This is a genomic window from Candidatus Kaiserbacteria bacterium (genome assembly GCA_016699245.1).
Taxonomy (GTDB): domain Bacteria; phylum Patescibacteriota; class Minisyncoccia; order Phycocordibacterales; family UBA918; genus Damh-18.
Window position 1 is genome coordinate 385,384 of sequence record CP064968.1, and the last position, 18,989, is coordinate 404,372.

General features: G+C 42.3%; 30 protein-coding genes and 1 tRNA gene. 19 read left to right on the forward strand and 12 right to left on the reverse strand.

The window, feature by feature from the left end; translation table 11 throughout:
* Positions 1–14: 14 nt before the first annotated feature.
* On the forward strand, positions 15–737 hold the full coding sequence (locus tag IPH92_01750) for an rRNA pseudouridine synthase (GenBank protein QQR65286.1): 723 nt from the start codon (positions 15–17) through the stop codon (positions 735–737).
* On the opposite strand, the gene IPH92_01755 is transcribed toward IPH92_01750, so the two are convergent.
* Together IPH92_01755 and IPH92_01760 are read right to left on the reverse strand one after the other, a co-directional pair.
* Positions 734–1,270 carry a hypothetical protein gene (locus tag IPH92_01755; GenBank protein ID QQR65287.1) on the reverse strand — a complete coding sequence of 179 codons (537 nt, stop codon included), beginning with the start codon at positions 1,268–1,270 and terminating at the stop codon, positions 734–736. The genes IPH92_01750 and IPH92_01755 overlap by 4 nt on opposite strands.
* A gap of 100 nt (positions 1,271–1,370) precedes the next feature.
* The gene (locus IPH92_01760) at positions 1,371–1,574 is read right to left on the reverse strand and encodes a cold shock domain-containing protein (protein ID QQR65288.1); all 204 of its coding nucleotides are present in this window, start codon (positions 1,572–1,574) and stop codon (positions 1,371–1,373) included.
* 244 nt (positions 1,575–1,818) lie between these two features.
* Between IPH92_01760 and IPH92_01765 the strand changes: the two genes are divergently transcribed.
* On the forward strand, positions 1,819–2,205 hold the full coding sequence (locus tag IPH92_01765) for a hypothetical protein (GenBank protein ID QQR65289.1): 387 nt from the start codon (positions 1,819–1,821) through the stop codon (positions 2,203–2,205).
* Positions 2,206–2,327: 122 nt separating this feature from the next.
* Here the strand turns inward: IPH92_01765 and IPH92_01770 are convergent, their stop codons facing one another.
* From IPH92_01770 to IPH92_01780, 3 genes are all read right to left on the reverse strand, one after another.
* On the reverse strand, positions 2,328–2,873 hold the full coding sequence (locus tag IPH92_01770; GenBank protein ID QQR65290.1) for a peroxiredoxin: 546 nt from the start codon (positions 2,871–2,873) through the stop codon (positions 2,328–2,330).
* A 158-nt stretch (positions 2,874–3,031) separates the two neighbouring features.
* Complete coding sequence (locus IPH92_01775; protein ID QQR65291.1) at positions 3,032–3,244, reverse strand: hypothetical protein; 213 nt, start codon at positions 3,242–3,244, stop codon at positions 3,032–3,034.
* Between the two features lie 11 nt (positions 3,245–3,255).
* The gene (locus tag IPH92_01780; GenBank protein ID QQR65292.1) at positions 3,256–4,041 is read right to left on the reverse strand and encodes a methyltransferase domain-containing protein; all 786 of its coding nucleotides are present in this window, start codon (positions 4,039–4,041) and stop codon (positions 3,256–3,258) included.
* A gap of 127 nt (positions 4,042–4,168) precedes the next feature.
* Here IPH92_01780 and IPH92_01785 point away from each other — a divergent pair, with 127 nt between their 5' ends.
* The 5 genes from IPH92_01785 to IPH92_01805 all read left to right on the forward strand — a co-directional run bounded on the left by IPH92_01785 (position 4,169) and on the right by IPH92_01805 (position 6,526).
* A complete protein-coding gene (locus IPH92_01785) occupies positions 4,169–4,378 on the forward strand; it encodes a hypothetical protein (GenBank protein QQR65293.1) in 210 nt (69 codons plus the stop codon).
* A 115-nt stretch (positions 4,379–4,493) separates the two neighbouring features.
* Positions 4,494–4,564: transfer RNA gene (locus IPH92_01790), tRNA-Gln, on the forward strand.
* Between the two features lie 565 nt (positions 4,565–5,129).
* Complete coding sequence (locus IPH92_01795) at positions 5,130–5,450, forward strand: type II toxin-antitoxin system HicB family antitoxin (GenBank protein ID QQR65294.1); 321 nt, start codon at positions 5,130–5,132, stop codon at positions 5,448–5,450.
* Between the two features lie 2 nt (positions 5,451–5,452).
* A complete protein-coding gene (locus tag IPH92_01800; protein QQR65295.1) occupies positions 5,453–5,686 on the forward strand; it encodes a type II toxin-antitoxin system HicA family toxin in 234 nt (77 codons plus the stop codon).
* A 123-nt stretch (positions 5,687–5,809) separates the two neighbouring features.
* Positions 5,810–6,526, forward strand: a complete 717-nt coding sequence (locus tag IPH92_01805; GenBank protein ID QQR65296.1) for a hypothetical protein — start codon at positions 5,810–5,812, stop codon at positions 6,524–6,526.
* A 272-nt stretch (positions 6,527–6,798) separates the two neighbouring features.
* On the opposite strand, the gene IPH92_01810 is transcribed toward IPH92_01805, so the two are convergent.
* Positions 6,799–6,996 (reverse strand): hypothetical protein, encoded by a 198-nt coding sequence (locus tag IPH92_01810; GenBank protein QQR65297.1) that lies wholly within the window; start codon positions 6,994–6,996, stop codon positions 6,799–6,801.
* Between the two features lie 177 nt (positions 6,997–7,173).
* Complete coding sequence (locus IPH92_01815) at positions 7,174–7,806, reverse strand: HAD family phosphatase (GenBank protein ID QQR65298.1); 633 nt, start codon at positions 7,804–7,806, stop codon at positions 7,174–7,176.
* Positions 7,807–7,963: 157 nt separating this feature from the next.
* Between IPH92_01815 and IPH92_01820 the strand changes: the two genes are divergently transcribed.
* On the forward strand, positions 7,964–8,794 hold the full coding sequence (locus tag IPH92_01820) for a hypothetical protein (GenBank protein ID QQR65299.1): 831 nt from the start codon (positions 7,964–7,966) through the stop codon (positions 8,792–8,794).
* Between the two features lie 258 nt (positions 8,795–9,052).
* Here IPH92_01820 and glmS read toward each other — a convergent pair whose 3' ends face one another.
* On the reverse strand, positions 9,053–10,867 hold the full coding sequence (glmS, locus tag IPH92_01825) for a glutamine--fructose-6-phosphate transaminase (isomerizing) (GenBank protein ID QQR65300.1): 1,815 nt from the start codon (positions 10,865–10,867) through the stop codon (positions 9,053–9,055).
* Positions 10,868–11,168: 301 nt separating this feature from the next.
* On the opposite strand from glmS, the gene IPH92_01830 reads away from it, so the two are divergent.
* Complete coding sequence (locus IPH92_01830) at positions 11,169–11,717, forward strand: Fic family protein (GenBank protein ID QQR65301.1); 549 nt, start codon at positions 11,169–11,171, stop codon at positions 11,715–11,717.
* Between the two features lie 121 nt (positions 11,718–11,838).
* Here the strand turns inward: IPH92_01830 and IPH92_01835 are convergent, their stop codons facing one another.
* On the reverse strand, positions 11,839–12,387 hold the full coding sequence (locus tag IPH92_01835; protein QQR65302.1) for a hypothetical protein: 549 nt from the start codon (positions 12,385–12,387) through the stop codon (positions 11,839–11,841).
* 146 nt (positions 12,388–12,533) lie between these two features.
* On the opposite strand from IPH92_01835, the gene IPH92_01840 reads away from it, so the two are divergent.
* On the forward strand, positions 12,534–13,139 hold the full coding sequence (locus IPH92_01840; GenBank protein QQR65303.1) for an HD domain-containing protein: 606 nt from the start codon (positions 12,534–12,536) through the stop codon (positions 13,137–13,139).
* A 226-nt stretch (positions 13,140–13,365) separates the two neighbouring features.
* On the opposite strand, the gene IPH92_01845 is transcribed toward IPH92_01840, so the two are convergent.
* Positions 13,366–13,560, reverse strand: coding sequence for a hypothetical protein (locus tag IPH92_01845; GenBank protein ID QQR65304.1), 195 nt, complete (start codon positions 13,558–13,560; stop codon positions 13,366–13,368).
* A 285-nt stretch (positions 13,561–13,845) separates the two neighbouring features.
* Between IPH92_01845 and IPH92_01850 the strand changes: the two genes are divergently transcribed.
* Entirely contained in the window at positions 13,846–14,397 is a 552-nt protein-coding gene (locus IPH92_01850) for a hypothetical protein (GenBank protein ID QQR65305.1), read from the forward strand.
* 163 nt (positions 14,398–14,560) lie between these two features.
* On the forward strand, positions 14,561–14,812 hold the full coding sequence (locus IPH92_01855; GenBank protein ID QQR65306.1) for a hypothetical protein: 252 nt from the start codon (positions 14,561–14,563) through the stop codon (positions 14,810–14,812).
* A 102-nt stretch (positions 14,813–14,914) separates the two neighbouring features.
* Here IPH92_01855 and IPH92_01860 read toward each other — a convergent pair whose 3' ends face one another.
* Positions 14,915–15,085, reverse strand: a complete 171-nt coding sequence (locus tag IPH92_01860) for a hypothetical protein (protein ID QQR65307.1) — start codon at positions 15,083–15,085, stop codon at positions 14,915–14,917.
* Between the two features lie 344 nt (positions 15,086–15,429).
* On the opposite strand from IPH92_01860, the gene IPH92_01865 reads away from it, so the two are divergent.
* From IPH92_01865 to IPH92_01895, 7 genes are all read left to right on the forward strand, one after another.
* The gene (locus IPH92_01865) at positions 15,430–15,768 is read left to right on the forward strand and encodes a YggT family protein (GenBank protein ID QQR65308.1); all 339 of its coding nucleotides are present in this window, start codon (positions 15,430–15,432) and stop codon (positions 15,766–15,768) included.
* Between the two features lie 54 nt (positions 15,769–15,822).
* Entirely contained in the window at positions 15,823–16,074 is a 252-nt protein-coding gene (locus IPH92_01870; GenBank protein ID QQR65309.1) for a GlsB/YeaQ/YmgE family stress response membrane protein, read from the forward strand.
* Positions 16,075–16,170: 96 nt separating this feature from the next.
* On the forward strand, positions 16,171–16,419 hold the full coding sequence (locus IPH92_01875) for a DUF2132 domain-containing protein (protein ID QQR65310.1): 249 nt from the start codon (positions 16,171–16,173) through the stop codon (positions 16,417–16,419).
* Between the two features lie 175 nt (positions 16,420–16,594).
* Positions 16,595–17,371, forward strand: coding sequence for a hypothetical protein (locus IPH92_01880; GenBank protein ID QQR65311.1), 777 nt, complete (start codon positions 16,595–16,597; stop codon positions 17,369–17,371).
* A gap of 49 nt (positions 17,372–17,420) precedes the next feature.
* Positions 17,421–17,669 (forward strand): GlsB/YeaQ/YmgE family stress response membrane protein, encoded by a 249-nt coding sequence (locus IPH92_01885; GenBank protein ID QQR65312.1) that lies wholly within the window; start codon positions 17,421–17,423, stop codon positions 17,667–17,669.
* A gap of 3 nt (positions 17,670–17,672) precedes the next feature.
* Positions 17,673–18,080, forward strand: a complete 408-nt coding sequence (locus IPH92_01890) for a hypothetical protein (GenBank protein QQR65313.1) — start codon at positions 17,673–17,675, stop codon at positions 18,078–18,080.
* Between the two features lie 118 nt (positions 18,081–18,198).
* Entirely contained in the window at positions 18,199–18,474 is a 276-nt protein-coding gene (locus IPH92_01895; protein QQR65314.1) for a hypothetical protein, read from the forward strand.
* A 70-nt stretch (positions 18,475–18,544) separates the two neighbouring features.
* On the opposite strand, the gene IPH92_01900 is transcribed toward IPH92_01895, so the two are convergent.
* Positions 18,545–18,919: a response regulator gene (locus IPH92_01900; protein ID QQR65315.1), complete on the reverse strand. Its 375-nt coding sequence runs from the start codon at positions 18,917–18,919 to the stop codon at positions 18,545–18,547.
* Between the last annotated feature and the right edge of the window lie 70 nt (positions 18,920–18,989).

Here is an 18,989-nt window from a genome sequence, read left to right on the forward strand (position 1 = left end):
TAATCAACGTTCAAATGAAAGAGAACGAGTTTCCAATGCGCCTTAACAAGTTTTTGGCCGTCAAAGGGTTTGCCACACGCCGTGGCGCCGATACGCTTATTGAAAAGAAGCAGGTTTTTGTGAATGGTAAAATGGCTGTGCTAGGCCAGAAAGTTGCAGAGACCGACCGTGTGGAAATAAAGAACCACAAGCCGGTAGAGCACCGCTACGTACTCTACTACAAACCACGTGGAATTATTACCCACTCTCCAGCTCAAGGTGAAACTGATATTGCCTCAGACATTCTCACGCGTCACGGACTTACCGGACTCTTCCCTGTTGGCCGCCTCGACAAAGATTCCGAGGGGCTCATGGTACTCACTGACGACGGACGCATTACTGAACGCATACTCAATCCCGAAAAGAACCACGAGCGTGAATATGAGATAACAGTTGATAAACGTGTGACACAGACATTTCTCAATGGTATGAGTAAGGGCGTGCGTATTGAAGGCTATATGACAAAACCGGCGCGCGCAGAGCGCGCGCCCCACTCTGAATACGTGTTCACCATCACCCTCACCGAAGGAAAGAAGCACCAGGTACGGCGCATGTGTGCAGCGCTTGGATACCAAGTCACTCAGTTAAAACGCACACGTATGCTTCACTTTACTCTCAAGGCGCTCAAGCCTGGTGCAGTGTATGCTCTCAGAGCAAAAGAGATTCATTTCCTAAATGAATCTCTTGGCCTTCACTAGGCTTCCTTTTTTGTAGTTTTCTTTGTGCGCGCTGACTTTACCACAAGTGCTTTTTCTGGCTCAAGACACATTTCGTGCTGATAGTCGTCACTGACATGTTTTATGGTGCCATAAAAATAGAGATATGTGATGAGATTGGCAAGTGCAAAGCCTGCAAAGAGCATGTTTGCCTCAATCGAGTATTTTGTAGAATTAAAGACTATCTCGATAGTGGGCGCGATAATCGCAATTTCGATGAGGTATTTAAGGCTCACATGGCGCTTTTGCGCATAAGAGACAAGAATTTTGTATGCCTTCACGAGCACGATAGTAAATGCAATAGTATGGAGCAAATCAAGCTCGAGGAGGTTGCGCTCAGGTGCCGAAAGGATAGTGTGTATTGAGCCAGAGATATCCATGAAGCCAGCCACCACCGTCATAATCCCTGTCACGAGCGAGGTAATCATATAAAAGACAAGCGTGAGTGCTACAAAGTATACATATCCTGAGACGATAAAATTCATCACCTCCGCAACAAGACTTTCACGTTTCATAGTAACTCTATTTAAACACATGAGTGCATAAAAAAGTGCGACTTGTACACAATATATAAAAACCGCGTGCCTATGGCACGCGGTTTTAATATTTGGTTGCTTATGCGAGCTTTACGTTCACAGCAGCAGGTCCCTTGTCTCCATCCTCAACATCGTATGAGACGGTATCACCCTCCTTAAGAGAGTCATACTGAAGTCCATCTACGAGTGATCGAGCGTGGAAGAAAAGATCCTTATCACCTCCCTCATCAGGAGTAATGAAACCAAATCCTCGGTCAGTAAGACGAGCGATTTTTCCCTTCATTTGATTGAAATACTTCTTATCTTTTTAATCAAAACCGTTGTGCTACTGATCCGACTACCTCAGGCCTGTGTTTTGTTAATAACAATGCTACCATGTATCCAACTATTGTCTATAGCCCATAGTTTATCTATGTCTTGACAACTACTAAAAAGAGTGTACTATTTTAATTAATTAGTTGTCTTTTATGGCTCATTTTGGCGCCATTCGTACTTTTGAAGGTTTTTAGAGACAGTACTCAATACCTATGTTTTCACATATCCACAGCCCTATTATTCTTGTCGTGCTTTTCGTGGTTTTACTGTTTCCTGTACAAAGTGCCTCAGCCGAGGAGACATTCACCATGGGTACTTTTTACCAGACTGCGTCATTTAGATGGAACAATGACAACTGGCTTCTCTACTCACAGCCTCGAGTACACACCTTCACCATGCGCGATGATGGCAGTGCATTTGGTCTAACGGAAACAGGTATTCCTTTTGTGCAATATAATATCGAAAACACTCTCGGCATGCGCATTCAACGCTTTGAAATAGAGGACCACTATCACTACGTCATTGGAGGTGAAGTGGTATACACCATCAAAGACTTTTCTGCAGAACTCGCTCAAGCCTACGAAGCCCGTCCTGTTTAGAAAAACAGCCGTCCCCCTACAAGGCTAGCTGTTTTCAGTCATTCCCTAATTCATTATTGCCGACATCGTAAGTCGGCAATAAATATAAACGGCCGACTTACGATGTCGGCCGTTTATTATTTTTATTGTGCTGATTCCATGAGGTAGGCGAGCATGGTGTCTGCATCACTTACTGCAAATGGGTCTGATCCGAAGTTATCTGACTTCCCTTCCTCGCTGAAGACTTTCTTAATCTCGCCATTATCAACAAACATACTGTATCTCCATGAGCGGTTACCAAAGCCAAGATCTTCCTTTTTTACCAACATCCCCATCTTTTCGGTAAACTCAGTATTCCCATCAGGAATAAACTGTACGTTCTTTACCCCCTGTGCGCGACCCCACTCGTACATGACAAATGGATCATTCACGCTGAGGCAATACACCGCATCGACGCCGAGTGCCTTAAGTTCTTCAAACTTCGCTTCGTATCCAGGAAGGTGTGTTGACGAGCAGGTAGGTGTGTATGCGCCAGGAAGCGCGAAAACAATCACTTTCTTTCCCATAAAAATCTCATCGGTACTGAGTGTTCCCCATTCTGCATCAATAGCAGAACAAACGCCGGTCGCTACTTCATGCGGTACGCGAATCTTAAAGGTTACCTGTGGTACCTGTGTTGGTGTTTCCATAATAATATATATTAACTAAAAATAGTGAACACACAGTATACTCCACTTTTTTTATGTATGAAAATTATTGTATGGTATGGCTGTATAGTTTCTCCGTAATGAGTGCTACACATCGCTTTGGATCTTCGTGGAAAAAGTCCACAAGGTCGGGTTCATCTTTAAAGAGTTTCTGGAGACATCTCCATACGCTTGAGTCCACACACCTCCGCCTTGTTCAAATCTTCATTGAATTCTTTTGGATACTTTGCGAGATATCTCTTGATAAGTAACAATTGAATTGTATTTGACTCTTCAAGAGTAAGGTGCGGATATTCACCCATAGACCCTGGAATTGTTTTCGCTTCTGGTACTCCTTCAGGTGAATGTTTCATATAGTATTATTTTATACTGTAAACGGAGCGGCTTCAACCATCATAAAGAGGGGAAATTCCTTCCTCGAAGCATTTTCTGCTTTCGCGCGTGGCCCTGGCTCACTTACCCTATGTGATATCCATTCTTCAAGACGCACAATAGCAAACCCTGCCCCACGGAGCACCTTCATGTATTCCTGCAGTGAGCGATGGAATGAGTACGTGAGCGAGCGCTTTCCGCCTTTCCCGGGATGCATATCAATAGTTACTTTCTTGCCCGAGAGATATGCATCAATCCTACGGTACTGCGTGTGCGTAGCCTCATCATAGCCCCACGCACTTGCCTGCGGCACACGGATAATGGGATGGTTGAGCACAAAGACGAATCGCCCACCTTTTTTAAGCGTACGCGCCACTTCTTTCATGACGACATCAAGTTTGTCCATGTTTTGCAGAGTAAGGACTGCAAGTACCACATCCTGCGATGCAGGTTTTACCCAGGAGAGATCCTGTGCCGGCGACACGTGGTACGCTATGTCGCCCCCCTGTTCTTTTCCAATCGTAATAAGCTCCGAAGAAATATCACACGCAGTCACCTCTGCACCCTCCTGCGCAAGTGCGCGCGCAAAAAACCCCTCCCCGCATCCAATCTCGAGCACCGTAAGTCCCTTCTTTGGAAGAATGACACGAATCAAATTCGGCAAAATCACCTTTGCATGATACGTGTCCTGCCCCTCAAGGTGGTCGCTATACCACGAAGCCTCCTTTCCCCATGAGGTAGAGGATTTCCCTTCTTTTTTTTGTGGTCGTATAGACATATCTTTGAGACTACCATTATACAGGAGTCATTTTCAAGCATTCACCTTGTATCACTTTCCCCATTGCCCTTTCTTTGAATTTTGGCACAATGAGATATGTGCTGTGTAACACGCACAATTATTTCATATGCGAGAACAATTTGAACAGAAAAAGTCGCCAGAACAACAAGTGGCTGAGACTATTTCTCTTGTAGAAGGAGAACTTGCAGACGGACCTCTGTATTCTAAAGAGCACCGAGATGATTTACTCGCCATGCTCGTCACTGCACTCACTATTACAAGTGATGCGAGAGCAAGAGCAAAAATAAACGAACTCATGGATGAAGTGATGAATTAACCCCTTCCTAAGATTCACATCTGGACAATCCGCCATCCCCTATGTCATTATAGGTGCCGGCGCGCTCCGCGCGCGTCAGGATCATACAGCACAAATCAGAACGAAGTAATAATTTTGGGGTATCGTCTAATGGTAGGACATCAGGTTTTGGTCCTGAGTATCGAGGTTCGAGTCCTTGTACCCCAGCTTGTTAACAAAAAGTCCCGCAAGGGATTTTTTGTGTTACAAGCTGGAGGTAAGCACAGTGTGGGACACTGTGCGTCAAGGACTCGAAAACCTTCTCGTGATATTATTCGAGTGAAGCGAAGAATAATATCCGAAAGGTGTACTGAATTCGTAGAATTCGAGTCCTTGTACCCCAGCTTGTTAACAAAAAGTCCCGCAAGGGATTTTTTGTGTTACAAGCTGGAGGTAAGCACAGTGTGGGACACTGTGCGTCAAGGACTCGAAAACCTTCTCGTGATATTATTCGAGTGAAGCGAAGAATAATATCCGAAAGGTGTACTGAATTCGTAGAATTCGAGTCCTTGTACCCCAGCTTGTTAACAAAAAGTCCCGCAAGGGATTTTTTGTGTTACAAGCTGGAGGTAAGCACAGTGTGGGACACTGTGCGTCAAGGACGAGAAGACCTTGCCTGCTATTTTGTGACGTAAGGAAACAAAATAGCGACAAGGTGTACTGAAGTCGTAAACTTCGAGTCCTTATACCCAACTCGCCACATTTAGTAATTAGGTGTAATATTAATTTGTATATGGCATCACTCAACACACACCGAAGCGGTAGTGTTCGAAGTATCATTTTTCGAGAGAAAGATGAGTGGTTTGGTGTTGCTCTCGAATTTAACATTGTTGAGGTAGGAGATTCACCAGAGGAGGTGATGATGCTTCTTGATGAGGCAATAAAAGGGTACGTTGAGTCAGCCCAAAAGGCGAAACTTTCTGTTCGGACTTTAAATCAAAAATCTGATCCTGTATATGAAAAACTGTGGGAGTCTCAGTCAAAACCACACAGAAAAACAGGAAAGCAAATTTATCGAGTCTCCTCTCAACCAATTTCCGCACTTGTTTCATAAATATGCCTCGCGGTTTCAACAACTGGAGTGCGGCACAAGTCATGAAGTTTTTGAAACGTCATTCTTTTACGCATTCCCACACACGGGGCAGCCATTTTTATTATGTAGCCAAAGTGAATGGTATTGATAGACAAGTATGTGTACCCGTACACGCTGGTGATAGTATCCACCCAAAAACCATGAAATCGATTATCCTCCAATCAGGCATTTCTGAAAACGAGTGGAAGAATAACTAAGTAGAATCCCTAGAGACGTTGGACTTGAAGAATCCCTAGGATCTCCCTCATTCCCTCCATAGGCAAGGCCTATGTATACCCTATTCAGTAGTACAAAGTCTGAGGAGTGTATAATACAAATATATGGAATCACATTCAGAGTCAACACCACCACAAGAACAAGGGCTTGGAGAATCACAATTGGAAAATGGTGTGGGGGAAGAGAATCTATCTGAGCAGCACGAGGAGACAATTTCTAAAGAAGAAATGGGGGAAATAATAGTCGAAATCAAAAAGACATACGAGGGAGTGGTGAATGAAATACTTGATGACGGAGACCCTCTTAAAGAGAAAATATTAGAATATTTTGTAAACAGGGCTGATGTTGACGATGAATACACATATATTCTCTCAAATCTTTCTGATACAGAGAAAAAGCAATATCCAGACAGTCTCCGTAATTCTCTTAGTGACTCAGGAGCTTTTATAAATAAAATGGAGCGCTATTTTAGTACTCAAGCAATACATGAGAGTGAAAAGCAACTAAAAGAACAGCCGAGGACCGCGACTCCCGAAGAGTATGAAATCGGTGCATATGCTGACTTCCTTGAACCACAGGTAAAAGACGCTGTCTTTGCTTTACAGAGTAAAGGGTACAAAACGTTTCAGTCGGGCTATAGTGAAAAGGACCCAAAAAATCAGTTTATTGATTTTTATAATGCAGACGTGCTGATTCCTGGTGATGTAGTAGAAGTGTTACGTTCAAAGGGACTTGAGGTGCTTGTAGAAAATTTTGATGACCGCACGACAGTTACACTTCATCCGACAGACACGAAGAGTATTATTCGTCAGGATGAATGAAAAAGAATCTTAGATGATTTTTCCGACCAACTTCCAGAAGCAAGCACCGCGCTTGTACAAAATATTGACGAACCAGCCCTGCATCGCAACTTTAGAAAAGTCCAAGATCTTATGAAAAATATAAAACAAGGGCCGATGTAATAATAAAAAAGCCGTCCAGTTGTAAGCTGGACGGCAGTATTTCACTTCGAGTATTCTTCTTTGAGATTCTAGACATGAAGAATGGCTTAGCCTGAATCTTCTTCTGCATCGTCGAATGGCACGATGTTTTATTAACCAGTTGTTGAGGTGGCGGATTCTGCCTGCCGTGACATCTCATCAATTATTTGCTTGCAACCTGAGCAATTGATGTTCTCGCGGTCAGAGACCCGAGTCCACACGTGCCCAGCAGGCCAAAAAGCAGGAGCATCAGTGGAAAATCCACACAACGGCTGTCCGTGTGAAAGAGCGTGAACGATTTTGGAACTCATAAACTTCTCCTAGTTGTGATTTAAGGGGTCAATCACCATAATATAGATTTAGCATCTTGTCAATTAATGCTGTTCAAGAATTTAATATTCTGTCCTTGCTTCCCTGCTGTAATTCACTACTGGGTGACTCTTATGGAAAGAAGTAATCAAATTATGGTTCGACGCACAGTTTTTGATTCAAATTAACTCAATGACTTCTTTAAGATGGTGAATTTGCTTCCATGCAAGAGGCTTGAGTTTTTCATAATTTCCAATCAGTATCCCCTTCTCTGTTTTCTCAAAAATTTCTATGTCGTTCCTGCTATCACCCACATGGATGGTCTCTTCTGCGTTCACTCCGTATTCACTACACACTCGTTCAAAAATTATACGTTTTGCAAGACCGTCTTTCTTTTCATTTTTAATTGTTTCAAAATTCCCCTCCGCGTCAAAAATAATTTCAGATGTGGTATACACGAAGTCGGCTCCGACTTGTTCATTAAAGCTTTCAGCAATCTGTTTCATCGTCCCTGAGAGAATAATCGTAGTATGTCCCCTTTCTCTGCACGTATTGATTACTTCCTTTGTTTCTGGACGAGGAATAATTGTTTTAATAAATTCCTGCACCCTTTTAGACGTACATTGGTTCTTCTCTTTGAGTATCTTTACAATAATACTGTCCCATTCACTATAGGTAATGATTTCGCGGTTATACCAATCCATTAAAGTCTTATCTTCAGAAGGTGACATACCGAAGTACAAATTGAATTCATACCAACTATTACCCTCAATAAGCGTGCCATCAAGGTCAAAGAAAATAAGTTTTTTCATGTGTGAGTATCCTAGCATGATTTTCTGTCTCCATAGGTCTGACCTATGGAGAAAAAACTTGATTTTGGTGACTTTCTGTAGCATAGTAGCAACGGCACTGCAATGATGCAACGCCCTTGATCTTTCCACAACTTGGTACTCCTGAAAGGAACACCTCATGAAGCGCTATTATGACGATTTTACCTTCTCCCCAGCACAAGCGGCACATGCCAGCAGTGTTGTACTCAACCTCATCGTAAACCGCCGGTTCTTTCTCCATCCACAGGAAAATGGCCACGGCCTTGACCCAGTCATATTTCGTAAGGAAATCGCGCTCGACGCGGCGCATCGCTTGTCCCACATCAATGCACGCAATACAGCAGTGGGAATAATCAAATCTGCTGAAGAACTATTGGGCATCATACCACCAGATCTCAGTGATAATCGACAACTGGTGGTATACAATCGGTATGGGGGTGGTTTCGATATCTGTCGGGTCTACCCTCTCTCTGTTTTTAGTGCGGTCGCACCACGAACTATTGAGGACCTCGTAGAGGACGTATTTGTATCATTGCTTCAGAATCAAAATATTGATGATATCCCTCCACGAACCCAGCGTAAAAAAAGAGAAATCGCCGCAGTGGTGGCAACAAGAATATGGTCGGAATTTATGATGCTCGACCTCTTTAATCCTTTAAACGAACGCAGTGTAGTAATGATGGGAGCGAAAGTACCATGTTCGTACAGTGCTCATCTATCCAATGATTTTACTGGCGACATTGTTCCAGAAATGCAGGATACTTCGTTCGCCCTGGGGTATTTGTTCTGGAAGTTCTCACAAAAGACTCGCGTCGTCGATCACGGCTATGTAGTCTTTAGTACTTCCATAGAGTCCCATGTTAGGGTCCGTCACTGGAAAGAGACGTCCGAGTATGGTGGTAAGCCTTTCATCACATACAGGGCTACCAACGGTTACAGTGCCCCAGTTCTATTTGTAACTGCACTATAGCCACACCCCGCACTACTTTGAAGCGCCCCGCTTCCGAACTTGGCTGCGGGGTGTTTTTTATTCTGGAATTCTGTTGAATCCCTAGGGACGTTGCAAAGTACGTATAACCTGAACTCTCATTTATTCTCGATAAAAGGTATAATTTTTTTTATGCTTGAAAAAATACCAGAACCAAAACCAGAGATGTCTCTAGAGGAACTATAAATCCCTAGGGTTCCCCTAGGGACGTTCCTAGGGACGTTCTAGGGACGTCCATATTTACTCCACCGTTACTGACTTCGCGAGGTTACGTGGACGGTCTACGTTCAGTCCGCGTGCAACACCAACATAGTACGCAAAAAGTTGAAGTGGTATTACCGAGAGAATCGGTTGCACAATCGGATGCACTTTGGGGATGAATATCACGTCATCAACAAGTTCCCCAATACGCGTATCGCCTTCTGTCGCGATTGCAATCACTGGCGCATTTCGTGCTTTCACTTCTTCAATATTTGAAACCATCTTTTCATAGACTGCATCTTGGGGGACAATCGCCATTACCGGAAAGTCACTATCGAGCATTGCGATAGGGCCATGCTTCAATTCTCCACCCGCATATGCTTCTGCATGAAGATAGGTAACCTCTTTAAGTTTCAGTGAACCCTCATACGCTACAGGGGCATGCATATGACGACCGATGTACATCATATCGCGATATGATGCGTACCGCTCAGCAACCTTTTGTATTACAGGTGCAGTATCCAAAATCTTTTGTGCATATGTAGAAACTGACGCAAGTGCCTGTGCTATCTCGATTCCCTTTTCTTGTGTGAGACCGCGCTCACGTCCAATAAGTAGTGTGAGAAGAACGAAACTTACTACCTGTGAAATGAATGCCTTAGTGGAAGCAATACTCACTTCCGGACCTGCATGATTGTACATTCCAGCATCCGTTTCTCGTGCAATAGTAGAACCAACCACATTCACCATACCAATAGTAATGAGACCGAGTTCTTTTCCTTTTCGTACCGATGCAAGAGTGTCTGCTGTTTCGCCTGATTGTGTGACGGCGAGCAATGCGGCGTTCTTTTGTGGAAGTATTGAACGATATCGAAATTCACTTCCCAACTCTACATCCACAGGAATACCCACATATTCCTCAAACATATATTTTCCCACCTGTCCTGCATAGAAAGCAGAACCACACCCTACCACCATAAGTCTTTCAATCTGAGTAAGTTTCGGGAGCACATACTCGAGACCGCCGAGTTTTACTTTCCCCTTATCAGTAATGAGTCGGCCACGAATCGTATTCTCGATCGTTTCTGGAATATCCATAATTTCCTTAAGTAAAAAGTGTTCATATCCTTTCTTCTGTAATGACTCAACATCCCACTCAATCTTAACGGGTACTTTTGTCATTGTTTGTCCATGGAGTGTTGTGACTTCATATGCGTCCTTTGTAATCACCGCGAGTTCCCCATCGTCTAGGTAAATTACATCCTTAGTATGAGTTAAAAGCGCTGATGCGTCTGATGATACAAAATTCCCGTCGTCACCAATGCCGAGTACGATAGGACTTCCCATCCGAGCAACCACAATAGTATTTGGGTCGTGTTCGCTCAGTACTGCAATACCATAGGTACCACGCACCAAACTGAGTGCAAGGCGTACCGCTACACGAATGTCGTTCTGATCAAAGGTACCAATCAGTTTTGCAAGCACCTCAGTATCAGTGTCTGAAGAAAAAGTAACACCACGTGCAACAAGGCCCTCCTTGAGTTCACGGAAGTTCTCAATGATTCCATTGTGGACAATCCATATAGAACCACTTCTATCTGTGTGGGGATGGGCATTAGATTCGGTGGGCGCTCCGTGTGTTGCCCATCGCGTATGTGCTATACCAGATGTACCAGGGATAGTCCCCGTAATTTTCCTAGCGAGATTGTCTATAGGGCCTACTGCTTTCAGTACACCATATCCTGGAATAAAAATACCTGATGAATCATACCCGCGATATTCAAGCATACGAAGTCCTTCAATAAGAATAGGCTCAACGGTTCGTGTTCCAACGTATCCAAAGATGCCACACATTGCCTATTATAATATCGAAGATAGACAAATAGTTACGAGTGTATAATCTTGGCTCGAAGGAAAAACGGAGACAACCACCATTATTCGATCTTTAAATTAAATGGTGACTGCAATCTTTTCCATTGAAGACCTTGCTTCCGAACTTGGCAGCGGGGTGTTTTTTATTTTTGTGTAATCTACTTTTATGGTAGTTACGGGAGATGACTATTATTAATGAGTGAAATTCAGTCAATCATTCAACTTCTTGTTTTTCGTAGACATTCAAGCGTGAAAAACTCTAGGAAAATGTTATAATTGGAATATGAAAACCATTGACGAACAGAGCAAGGAGCGAGCAATTAAACTCTTTGAGAGCCAAGAACAGGCTATGTTCGAGGTGGGTACTACACGAGGTTTACAGCAGATACACGAATATCTTTTTAAAGGGCTGTATGATTTTGCGGGAAAGATTCGCACAAAAGATATAAGTAAGGGTGGATTTCGGTTTGCGTCTTGTCTGTATCTTGCCGATAGCCTTAAGGCAATTGATTCACTTAAAGAGCAGACATTCGAAGATATTGTCACTAAATATGTGGAAATGAATGTTGCTCATCCCTTCATGGAAGGCAATGGTCGGAGTCAGCGCATTTGGCTTGATTTGATTTTAAAGAAAAATTTGTGTCAATGCATTTATTGGCAAAAGATAGATAAGATGGACTATTTAAACGCCATGGAACGCAGTCCCGTAAACGCACTCGAAATCAGAGAACTTTTACGTAGCGCACTTACTTCAAAAGTGGATGATCGTGACGTCTTCATGAAGGGTATCGAACAATCGTACTATTACGAAGAGCCCGATTTCTACAAATAAAAAAGTTTTCGTAATATTAGTAGAGGGTGCTATTCACTGTTCCCATATCTCTCTAACTTACAGAAAAACAACCGCGTGAACGGTTGTTTTTTCTATGTATTTTAAATAGATTATTTTAGGACTACTTGAGTGACTGCCAGTACATCTGTTCCTTGAGGAGTTTGATGACCTCATATAAGAGATCTTTAATCGTGGTAGTAATTTGGTTTATGCGGTCGGTCTTGTTGAATTCGACAATTTCACCGGTTATTTTTTTATCTTTGAGCATGTCCTTAATCTCGGGGAGTAAGTCACTATTCATCTCAAGACGTTGGGTGACTTGGTACGTGCCCGTATGATCGCGAGTCGCGATATAGACACCTTCAGTGTTGTCACCTTTCGGTCCATTGTTACAAAGGTACCCCCAGGTTTCATCTTTCTGATGGTATGCCATTAATTTACCTTCCACATAGCCTTGATAGGCGGTAACGACGGAGAGTGCTTCAGCAGTATATGTGGTGGCCTCGATTGTGCTATTGGTTTTCGCTGCAAAAATCACCGTTTCATCATTACCCACAACGCTACTGATATACATGTCGGTAGGGAGACAACTGAGAGCCTGTGCAGGGCTAGAGGTAATAGTAAATACAACAAGAACGAGTGCAGGGATGATATATAAGCCTTTTTTCATATGAATATGTATACGCGGTTAATTAAGTATATAGACGATTTACCCTCCTTTGTCTTACGTTCTTCCATAAAGCCACATTTCGTTAGAGTGTGACTGACTGGAGACATATTATGAGATATCTAAAATCAATATATACTTACTCTATAATGCAAAATCAGGAAACGGAGTATTCGATAGAAGATTTAGAAAAGTTTATGAAGCTTCTTCATGACGTTGAGCGGGTTAAGCGTGTAGCGAGACGGCCCGACGAAAAGGAAGTGACCAATACTGCCGAACACACATTTGAGTTGACCCTCCTCTGTTGGTACATCGTCTCTGTGCAAAAATTAGACCTCAATCTTGAAAAGGTCTTACAGTATGCCCTCGCGCACGATCTTATAGAAGCCTATGCCGGCGATACCCCTATTCATGATGAAGAAGCCAAGAAGACGAAAGTTGCGAGAGAAGCCGCAGCACTTATACAGATAGAACAAGAGTTTCCAGAATTCGGTGATTTACTCGCTACCATTCATGAATATGAACGACGAGACAATCCTGAGTCTCGATTCGTGTATGCTGCAGATAAATTGGTTGACCCTTTGAGTATGAGCATGGAAACGACTCAATCTATTTGGAAGGATTACAACGTTTCTTGGGATACAATCATAAAAAATAAAACAGACAAAATTGCGTTTTCAGACGTTATTCAGAAATACTGGAATCAATTGATTAAAAAACTTGAGTCAAGAAAAAGTTTTTTCTTTGATGCGTAGGGAAACGGTGAGCAAAGATGTAGACAGATTGCATTCTTTTCGCAAAAAATAAAAAGCCCATGGAAGTGTCCCATGAGCGTTGGTGTTATTGAAGCGAGTACCGTTTCATAAACAATGCGTAATTCAACTACAAAATGATAAGGGATGTTAAAGACATCTAAACATACTCAATCATCTCATGATAAAAGAACTGTATTAAAACGCTTGTCCTTGGCCGAGCGTAAAATTACTTCCGATAATCAGTACTTGTATTACCGTTCTGGTCAGTGTGAACGACTGCGATGAGTTCCTTGAAACCCATCCCCAGAGAACCTGAGTGATTTTCATGAACATACGCATGAGACGATCCATCTGGATGAGTGTTTATATCGACTTGACCAACAAGTTTCCCGTTATCGTAATGCTTCTGAGTGCTTGTCATGGCAACTTCCTTTCAAAATCTCTCACTGTGTTGATTCACAAACGAAACCATTAAACACATATGAGAACTACGATTATACAACATATACATCCGCATAGCAACCAATTATCTACCCCACCGATTTCTGCATTTCTCTGGTAATTGCTCACAATAATATTCTAAACGTAATTCATTTGGTGTTTAGTGGTCTCAATCTCTCCTGAAATGCGTGGTCTTATTTCCAGCACGCTTTCATTATCCTCATGTATTTGAAAAATACATTATTCAATATTCTATAATGTGCTTATGAAAAAAATATCTGCAGACGATAAAAAACTCATAAAGGGACTAGGCGCGGAAGTAAAAGTACTCCAAGAAGAGTTGGTTCGCGCATATAAACTCGAGGGAAAGGATGACTACATTGCAGTAAAGATACAAAAGAAACAAGCACATGCAGAAAGAATCAAAATAGACGATGCAACAGATAAAGTGATAGCAAAGTTTTACCTTGAAATAGACATTACCGCAAAGCAAGCAAATGTGTTTATTCCCCTTTCTATTGCTTCAGGAAAAAAGACCGCTGGTTTTATGTATCAGATTGAGGGCACCGCTCCAGGCACAATTGCTACTGCAAATGTACGGGTGCGCGGTGCGGGTATCACACAAGTGACCGTGGGCACCTTGCTCTACGCAAAGATTCCTGGAGGGACAACAGCATCATTTCAGATTCATACTGAGGTACGCGGTATATTTGGCAAATCATACAAAATTGTCTTCACACGTTTAAATTACAAATTAAGTATCACTGACGCACGTTACCAGCAATATCTGAAAGAAATACACTCAGAGAGTATATAGCGTCTTTTCTATTTTATTACATCCCGAGGTTGCCACTAGGGGTTTGTTTGCCGTTCCCTACAGGGACATTCATTTCCCCACACCTAAATCTGGTAATACTTTTGTTATTTACACGGCAGGTTAATAAGAAGGCATTTTATCCGTGTATTTAAAATATAATTCTATGGCTGATACAATTATTTCGAACATTCCAGGCACAAATGACGACGCGAGTAGTGGGTGGATAGTGGCACTGGTCATTATTTTTGCAATTATTATTGGGAGTACAGTTTTGTATCAAAGAGGTTTCTTTGCTACAGAAACCGGAAGCACCACCAACATTAATGTAACAGTTCCCGACCCGGTAAAACCAGTGACACCAGTTGCAGACCCCGTGAAGCCAATCACCACACCAACGACTCAAGTTACCGAATAATCTAGGACAAGAAAATGCGTATGTGTTTCCTCGGTGGACATACAAAAAAGAAGCAGGGTAGCTGCTTCTTTTTTGCGGATCTGCTTTTCATCTGCACGTACATTATTCAGACTTGTTTTCTTCATGTTCTTTTGCGATTTTGGTATGCTCTTCTGCTGCCCTCTCATGTGTTTCGGCAGCATTCTGATGATCTTCTTCTGCTTGCTTCTCAGTGTTTTTCACCGTTTCATCTGCTTCTTTTGCGTCAACATCTTTTGTATCTATATCTGACATAATATTTTAAATTAGTGATGAATATGCGCATCGACCCGTCTCAGAGTGAGCCGTTTTAATCAGAAGTAAATTACAACAATGCAGATCAGATATTCTACGTTTAGCTATATAGATATCATGAGATACTCAACTTGACCGTGTGGAAGATTTGTAATAGGAGCACATCATGCACGGCATGTATGCATACACCTCCAAATCAACATCTGAAAATACAGGTGCAGTCCAAGTACATCGGGTATTGCAATGCTGAAGAAAATCTATGAAGCACAATCTTTGGGATAGGTCTGAGCAAAACATCTCAGCAAAGACTAGAGAGTACACATGTAATAAACTAATCACAAAATATGATAAGCGAATCAAGTCGCCCACTGTATAGAGGGGCGCAAATAGTGTGGTACGCCTTCTCAGTGGTTGAAGGGCTCCTCATAATCCGGTTTATACTGAAACTGCTCAACGCAAATCCAGAAGCGCTCTTTACCAGTCTCATATATTCATTGTCGAATATATTTGTACTGCCCTTTCTGGCTGTGTTTAAAAATATGAGAGTAGAAACGAGCGTGTTTGAATGGACAACATTGCTCGCAATGCTCGTATATTGGATTCTCACGGTTGCCTTGATTCGATTATTCATTATGAGTAAATCAGTTTCTTCAATGGAAGCAGACCAAAAGTTAGTCGAGTAGAGCAACACAAGTGACGGATCAAAAAAATAATTATTATTTTTAGAAAAAATTTATATGGAAATTATATTATGGGTGATACTCGGAGCAGTTGCAGGATGGATTGGATCATTGATTATGAATACTGACGGACAACAAGGAGTCATGCTTAATATTGTTGTCGGTATTATTGGTGCAGTTCTTGGTGGCTACATAATGAATTTTTTTGGTGCAGGTGGCGTCACAGGATTTAATTTGTACAGCCTCTTAGTTGCCGTTGTTGGTGCAGTGGCCTTACTCGCTATTGTTAAACTGGTACGAGCAAGTTAAATGAATACACGTAAAACACCGTGACCATTGGTCACGGTGTTTTGTTTTTCCGAGTAATGATTTGCTATACTTCTACAATACAATCACAATCTGCATATGGAATCAAAGTCTATTCAAAAGAATAATCCCCTCCACGGCATTACGCTTAAAACCGTCGTCGAAGAACTCGTATCTCACTATGGCTTTGAGACACTGAGTCAAAAAATTAAAATCAAATGCTTTACAGAGAAACCAAGTGTAAATTCAAGTCTCACGTTCCTTCGTAAGACCCCCTGGGCACGAGAAAAAGTGGAAAAGTACTACATCTGGACATTTTTCAAACGTGACGGCACACGGAAGGACTAGCACGAGCATATGAAGATAGTTTGATGCGTACATTCTTTATTTTTATTACCCCCACAGTGTGAAGGTATATACCCCCTACTCATACCCTGTAATAATCACCTTTCCACAACGGCTTCTATTATAGACCGATACTTAACATTGGTGGTTTTGTCACATTATTGAACGTATATTTATCATGGAAAACAAGAAAAAAATTTTAGGAGCTATTGTTGTACTGGGAATATGTCTAATTATGGTTATTGTTGGTGTACTGTATACGAAGTCCCGCAACATTAATGAACCAACCAATGAAGTTTCTTATATTCAAGAAGTTAAACAGGAAAAACCTGTTGATATTGCGCTCGACTTCTATAACAAATGGCTTGATGCAGTTGTGTCCACTACGACAACCCCATATGCAACCGGCCTTGCGAGTGAAAAAATTCTGAGCGATGAACTACGTGCTGTGCTTATAGCAAGCGAACGTCGTTTAAATACAGAAATTGACCCTATCCTCTGCCAAACCACCACTCCTATGCGCGCAACAGGACGAGTAGTATCTACAGGAGAGAATGAAGCCCGCATACTGATTATGGCAAAAGAAAAAGAACTCACTGCTCAATCCGTATTTACGCTAAAACGTATCGGTGACGGATGGTTCATTGATAGCGTCGCGTGTACTCCAGGCGAATTTGCCCCACTTCGAGAATTTAGTTTTGAAAAGGAAGGATATCTTCTCAAAAACCTCCCCGCCCCATTCGACCCACAAAATTGGCACATAGTCTTTATTGAAGATGGTGAGGAGGGACACGTGGTACCACTTTTCTTTGATACTAAGACTGTATGTCGTACCACCCCGAAAACTGACGCACCCTGTGTCCCTGACCAATTCATGAGTGGTACAAAGATTCATGTATACAGCCAGATGACCGAGCGTGGTGCTGAGGTGAAACGACTTGAATTTATTGAGTAATAGTCAAAGCACACAGCGTTGTTAACAATATCATTAAGAACACACATATATGAGTATTTTATTATGGATTCTCTTCGGGGGTCTTGTGGGGTGGATTGCATCATTAATCATGGGTACTGATGGACAACAAGGAATTATTCTCAACATCGTTGTGGGTATTATTGGCTCCAGTATTGGTGGCTATATTATGCATGCGCTCGGCAAAGGTGGAGTGGGCGGGTTCACGGTTCGCAGTTTCGCTGTAGGGGTTATCGGTGCAGTAGTACTCATCGCCATCTTTCAATTCATTCGCGGATAACATATGAAAAATATCATCACACAGATTTTTGTCACACTCGGCGCACTATTTCTTGTACTTCTGTGTATCAGTGTATATTTCTTTATCGCTGATCCACTTAATATTAAGCCACTTATCTTTGGTGATGTGTCATCAGAGGCAAATGGAGCGAAGCAGGAAGCCCCTGCACAAGAAAGTACCGACACGACCACAGAAGGAACACAACAGTCTACTGGCTTTACTCTCTCCGAGGCACAGAAGTCGGCGCTGACCTCTCTCGGCATCGACCCCGCCGCAGTTCCTTCAACAATTAGCGCTACGCAAGAGGCGTGTTTTGTAGAGGCACTCGGTGCTTCACGGGTATCAGAAATCAAAGCGGGTGCCGTACCAAATGCGATTGAACTCCTCAAAGCTAAGCCATGTATTAAGTAGGAGGAATAAAGTGTATCCCACAATGCCACATGTATCACATGTCGCTATGCGCAAATGATTATTTCTCTATACAGGTTTGCTGTATACTTACACTACATTACTTAATATATTAAATCATATGCATCAAGGAAATTGGGTGTGCAGTGGGTGTGGAGGAGCAATCACCGAGTTACCATTTGAACCACGAAACACCACGGGGCTTTTGTGTCGGGATTGCCATCAAAACAAAAAAGGTGATAGCCCACGTCCGCAAAAACAGGAGGGTGAGCGACCACGTTTTTCGGGCGATTGGAAGTGTAGTGGCTGCGATACTGCAATTACATCCCTACCCTTTGAACCACGCGATACGTCCAATCTAAAGTGTATCGACTGTTTCAAAAAGTCAAAATCGTAATTTAGGAGTATTCATTGAATCAAAAAAACAGACTGCCTAGGGATACATCCCTAGGCAGTCTGTTTTTTATTTAGGCCCTCATCGCCATGCGAACTTGATTCACAACCTCTTTGGGAGTCAGATTTGCTTTAATGATATATTCTTCACTTCCCTGTTCAACTGCGTGCACAATATTTTCTGGATCAGTCATATTGGTAAGGTACACCACATTTGCATGTTTGCCCCATGCATCTCTGCGAATAATGCTCATCGCCTCATGACCATTCATAACAGGCATCATAATATCCATAAGAATTGCATTTGGGTGATGCAGGAGAGCGAGCTTCACTCCCTCGCTTCCATCTTCTGCAGTGAGTACCTTGATTCCCGCAAGTGTAAAGGCATCTGAATACATTCCTCGAATATTTTTGTCATCCTCGACAATAAGTACGGTTGGTTTTTCCATGTGGTACTAGCGTATCACATTTTATTCAGAATATTTAGTACGCTCCGTGATGTATCTTCAAATTACACTA

What these genes read in the sequence shown, in the direction of transcription:
- IPH92_01845 (QQR65304.1), bottom strand. Translation starts at nt 13,560, where the DNA reads ATGACAAGCACTCAGAAGCATTACGATAACGGGAAACTTGTTGGTCAA.
- IPH92_01840 (QQR65303.1), top strand. Translation starts at nt 12,534, where the DNA reads ATGCAAAATCAGGAAACGGAGTATTCGATAGAAGATTTAGAAAAGTTT.
- IPH92_01755 (QQR65287.1), bottom strand. Translation starts at nt 1,270, where the DNA reads ATGAAACGTGAAAGTCTTGTTGCGGAGGTGATGAATTTTATCGTCTCA.
- IPH92_01810 (QQR65297.1), bottom strand. Translation starts at nt 6,996, where the DNA reads ATGAGTTCCAAAATCGTTCACGCTCTTTCACACGGACAGCCGTTGTGT.
- IPH92_01865 (QQR65308.1), top strand. Translation starts at nt 15,430, where the DNA reads ATGATAAGCGAATCAAGTCGCCCACTGTATAGAGGGGCGCAAATAGTG.
- IPH92_01785 (QQR65293.1), top strand. Translation starts at nt 4,169, where the DNA reads ATGCGAGAACAATTTGAACAGAAAAAGTCGCCAGAACAACAAGTGGCT.
- IPH92_01775 (QQR65291.1), bottom strand. Translation starts at nt 3,244, where the DNA reads ATGAAACATTCACCTGAAGGAGTACCAGAAGCGAAAACAATTCCAGGG.
- IPH92_01830 (QQR65301.1), top strand. Translation starts at nt 11,169, where the DNA reads ATGAAAACCATTGACGAACAGAGCAAGGAGCGAGCAATTAAACTCTTT.
- IPH92_01890 (QQR65313.1), top strand. Translation starts at nt 17,673, where the DNA reads ATGAAAAATATCATCACACAGATTTTTGTCACACTCGGCGCACTATTT.
- IPH92_01880 (QQR65311.1), top strand. Translation starts at nt 16,595, where the DNA reads ATGGAAAACAAGAAAAAAATTTTAGGAGCTATTGTTGTACTGGGAATA.
- IPH92_01875 (QQR65310.1), top strand. Translation starts at nt 16,171, where the DNA reads ATGGAATCAAAGTCTATTCAAAAGAATAATCCCCTCCACGGCATTACG.
- IPH92_01850 (QQR65305.1), top strand. Translation starts at nt 13,846, where the DNA reads ATGAAAAAAATATCTGCAGACGATAAAAAACTCATAAAGGGACTAGGC.
- IPH92_01870 (QQR65309.1), top strand. Translation starts at nt 15,823, where the DNA reads ATGGAAATTATATTATGGGTGATACTCGGAGCAGTTGCAGGATGGATT.
- IPH92_01765 (QQR65289.1), top strand. Translation starts at nt 1,819, where the DNA reads ATGTTTTCACATATCCACAGCCCTATTATTCTTGTCGTGCTTTTCGTG.
- IPH92_01800 (QQR65295.1), top strand. Translation starts at nt 5,453, where the DNA reads ATGCCTCGCGGTTTCAACAACTGGAGTGCGGCACAAGTCATGAAGTTT.
- IPH92_01780 (QQR65292.1), bottom strand. Translation starts at nt 4,041, where the DNA reads ATGTCTATACGACCACAAAAAAAAGAAGGGAAATCCTCTACCTCATGG.
- IPH92_01885 (QQR65312.1), top strand. Translation starts at nt 17,421, where the DNA reads ATGAGTATTTTATTATGGATTCTCTTCGGGGGTCTTGTGGGGTGGATT.
- IPH92_01900 (QQR65315.1), bottom strand. Translation starts at nt 18,919, where the DNA reads ATGGAAAAACCAACCGTACTTATTGTCGAGGATGACAAAAATATTCGA.
- IPH92_01770 (QQR65290.1), bottom strand. Translation starts at nt 2,873, where the DNA reads ATGGAAACACCAACACAGGTACCACAGGTAACCTTTAAGATTCGCGTA.
- IPH92_01835 (QQR65302.1), bottom strand. Translation starts at nt 12,387, where the DNA reads ATGAAAAAAGGCTTATATATCATCCCTGCACTCGTTCTTGTTGTATTT.
- glmS (QQR65300.1), bottom strand. Translation starts at nt 10,867, where the DNA reads ATGTGTGGCATCTTTGGATACGTTGGAACACGAACCGTTGAGCCTATT.
- IPH92_01805 (QQR65296.1), top strand. Translation starts at nt 5,810, where the DNA reads ATGGAATCACATTCAGAGTCAACACCACCACAAGAACAAGGGCTTGGA.
- IPH92_01895 (QQR65314.1), top strand. Translation starts at nt 18,199, where the DNA reads ATGCATCAAGGAAATTGGGTGTGCAGTGGGTGTGGAGGAGCAATCACC.
- IPH92_01855 (QQR65306.1), top strand. Translation starts at nt 14,561, where the DNA reads ATGGCTGATACAATTATTTCGAACATTCCAGGCACAAATGACGACGCG.
- IPH92_01815 (QQR65298.1), bottom strand. Translation starts at nt 7,806, where the DNA reads ATGAAAAAACTTATTTTCTTTGACCTTGATGGCACGCTTATTGAGGGT.
- IPH92_01860 (QQR65307.1), bottom strand. Translation starts at nt 15,085, where the DNA reads ATGTCAGATATAGATACAAAAGATGTTGACGCAAAAGAAGCAGATGAA.
- IPH92_01750 (QQR65286.1), top strand. Translation starts at nt 15, where the DNA reads ATGAAAGAGAACGAGTTTCCAATGCGCCTTAACAAGTTTTTGGCCGTC.
- IPH92_01760 (QQR65288.1), bottom strand. Translation starts at nt 1,574, where the DNA reads ATGAAGGGAAAAATCGCTCGTCTTACTGACCGAGGATTTGGTTTCATT.
- IPH92_01820 (QQR65299.1), top strand. Translation starts at nt 7,964, where the DNA reads ATGAAGCGCTATTATGACGATTTTACCTTCTCCCCAGCACAAGCGGCA.
- IPH92_01795 (QQR65294.1), top strand. Translation starts at nt 5,130, where the DNA reads ATGGCATCACTCAACACACACCGAAGCGGTAGTGTTCGAAGTATCATT.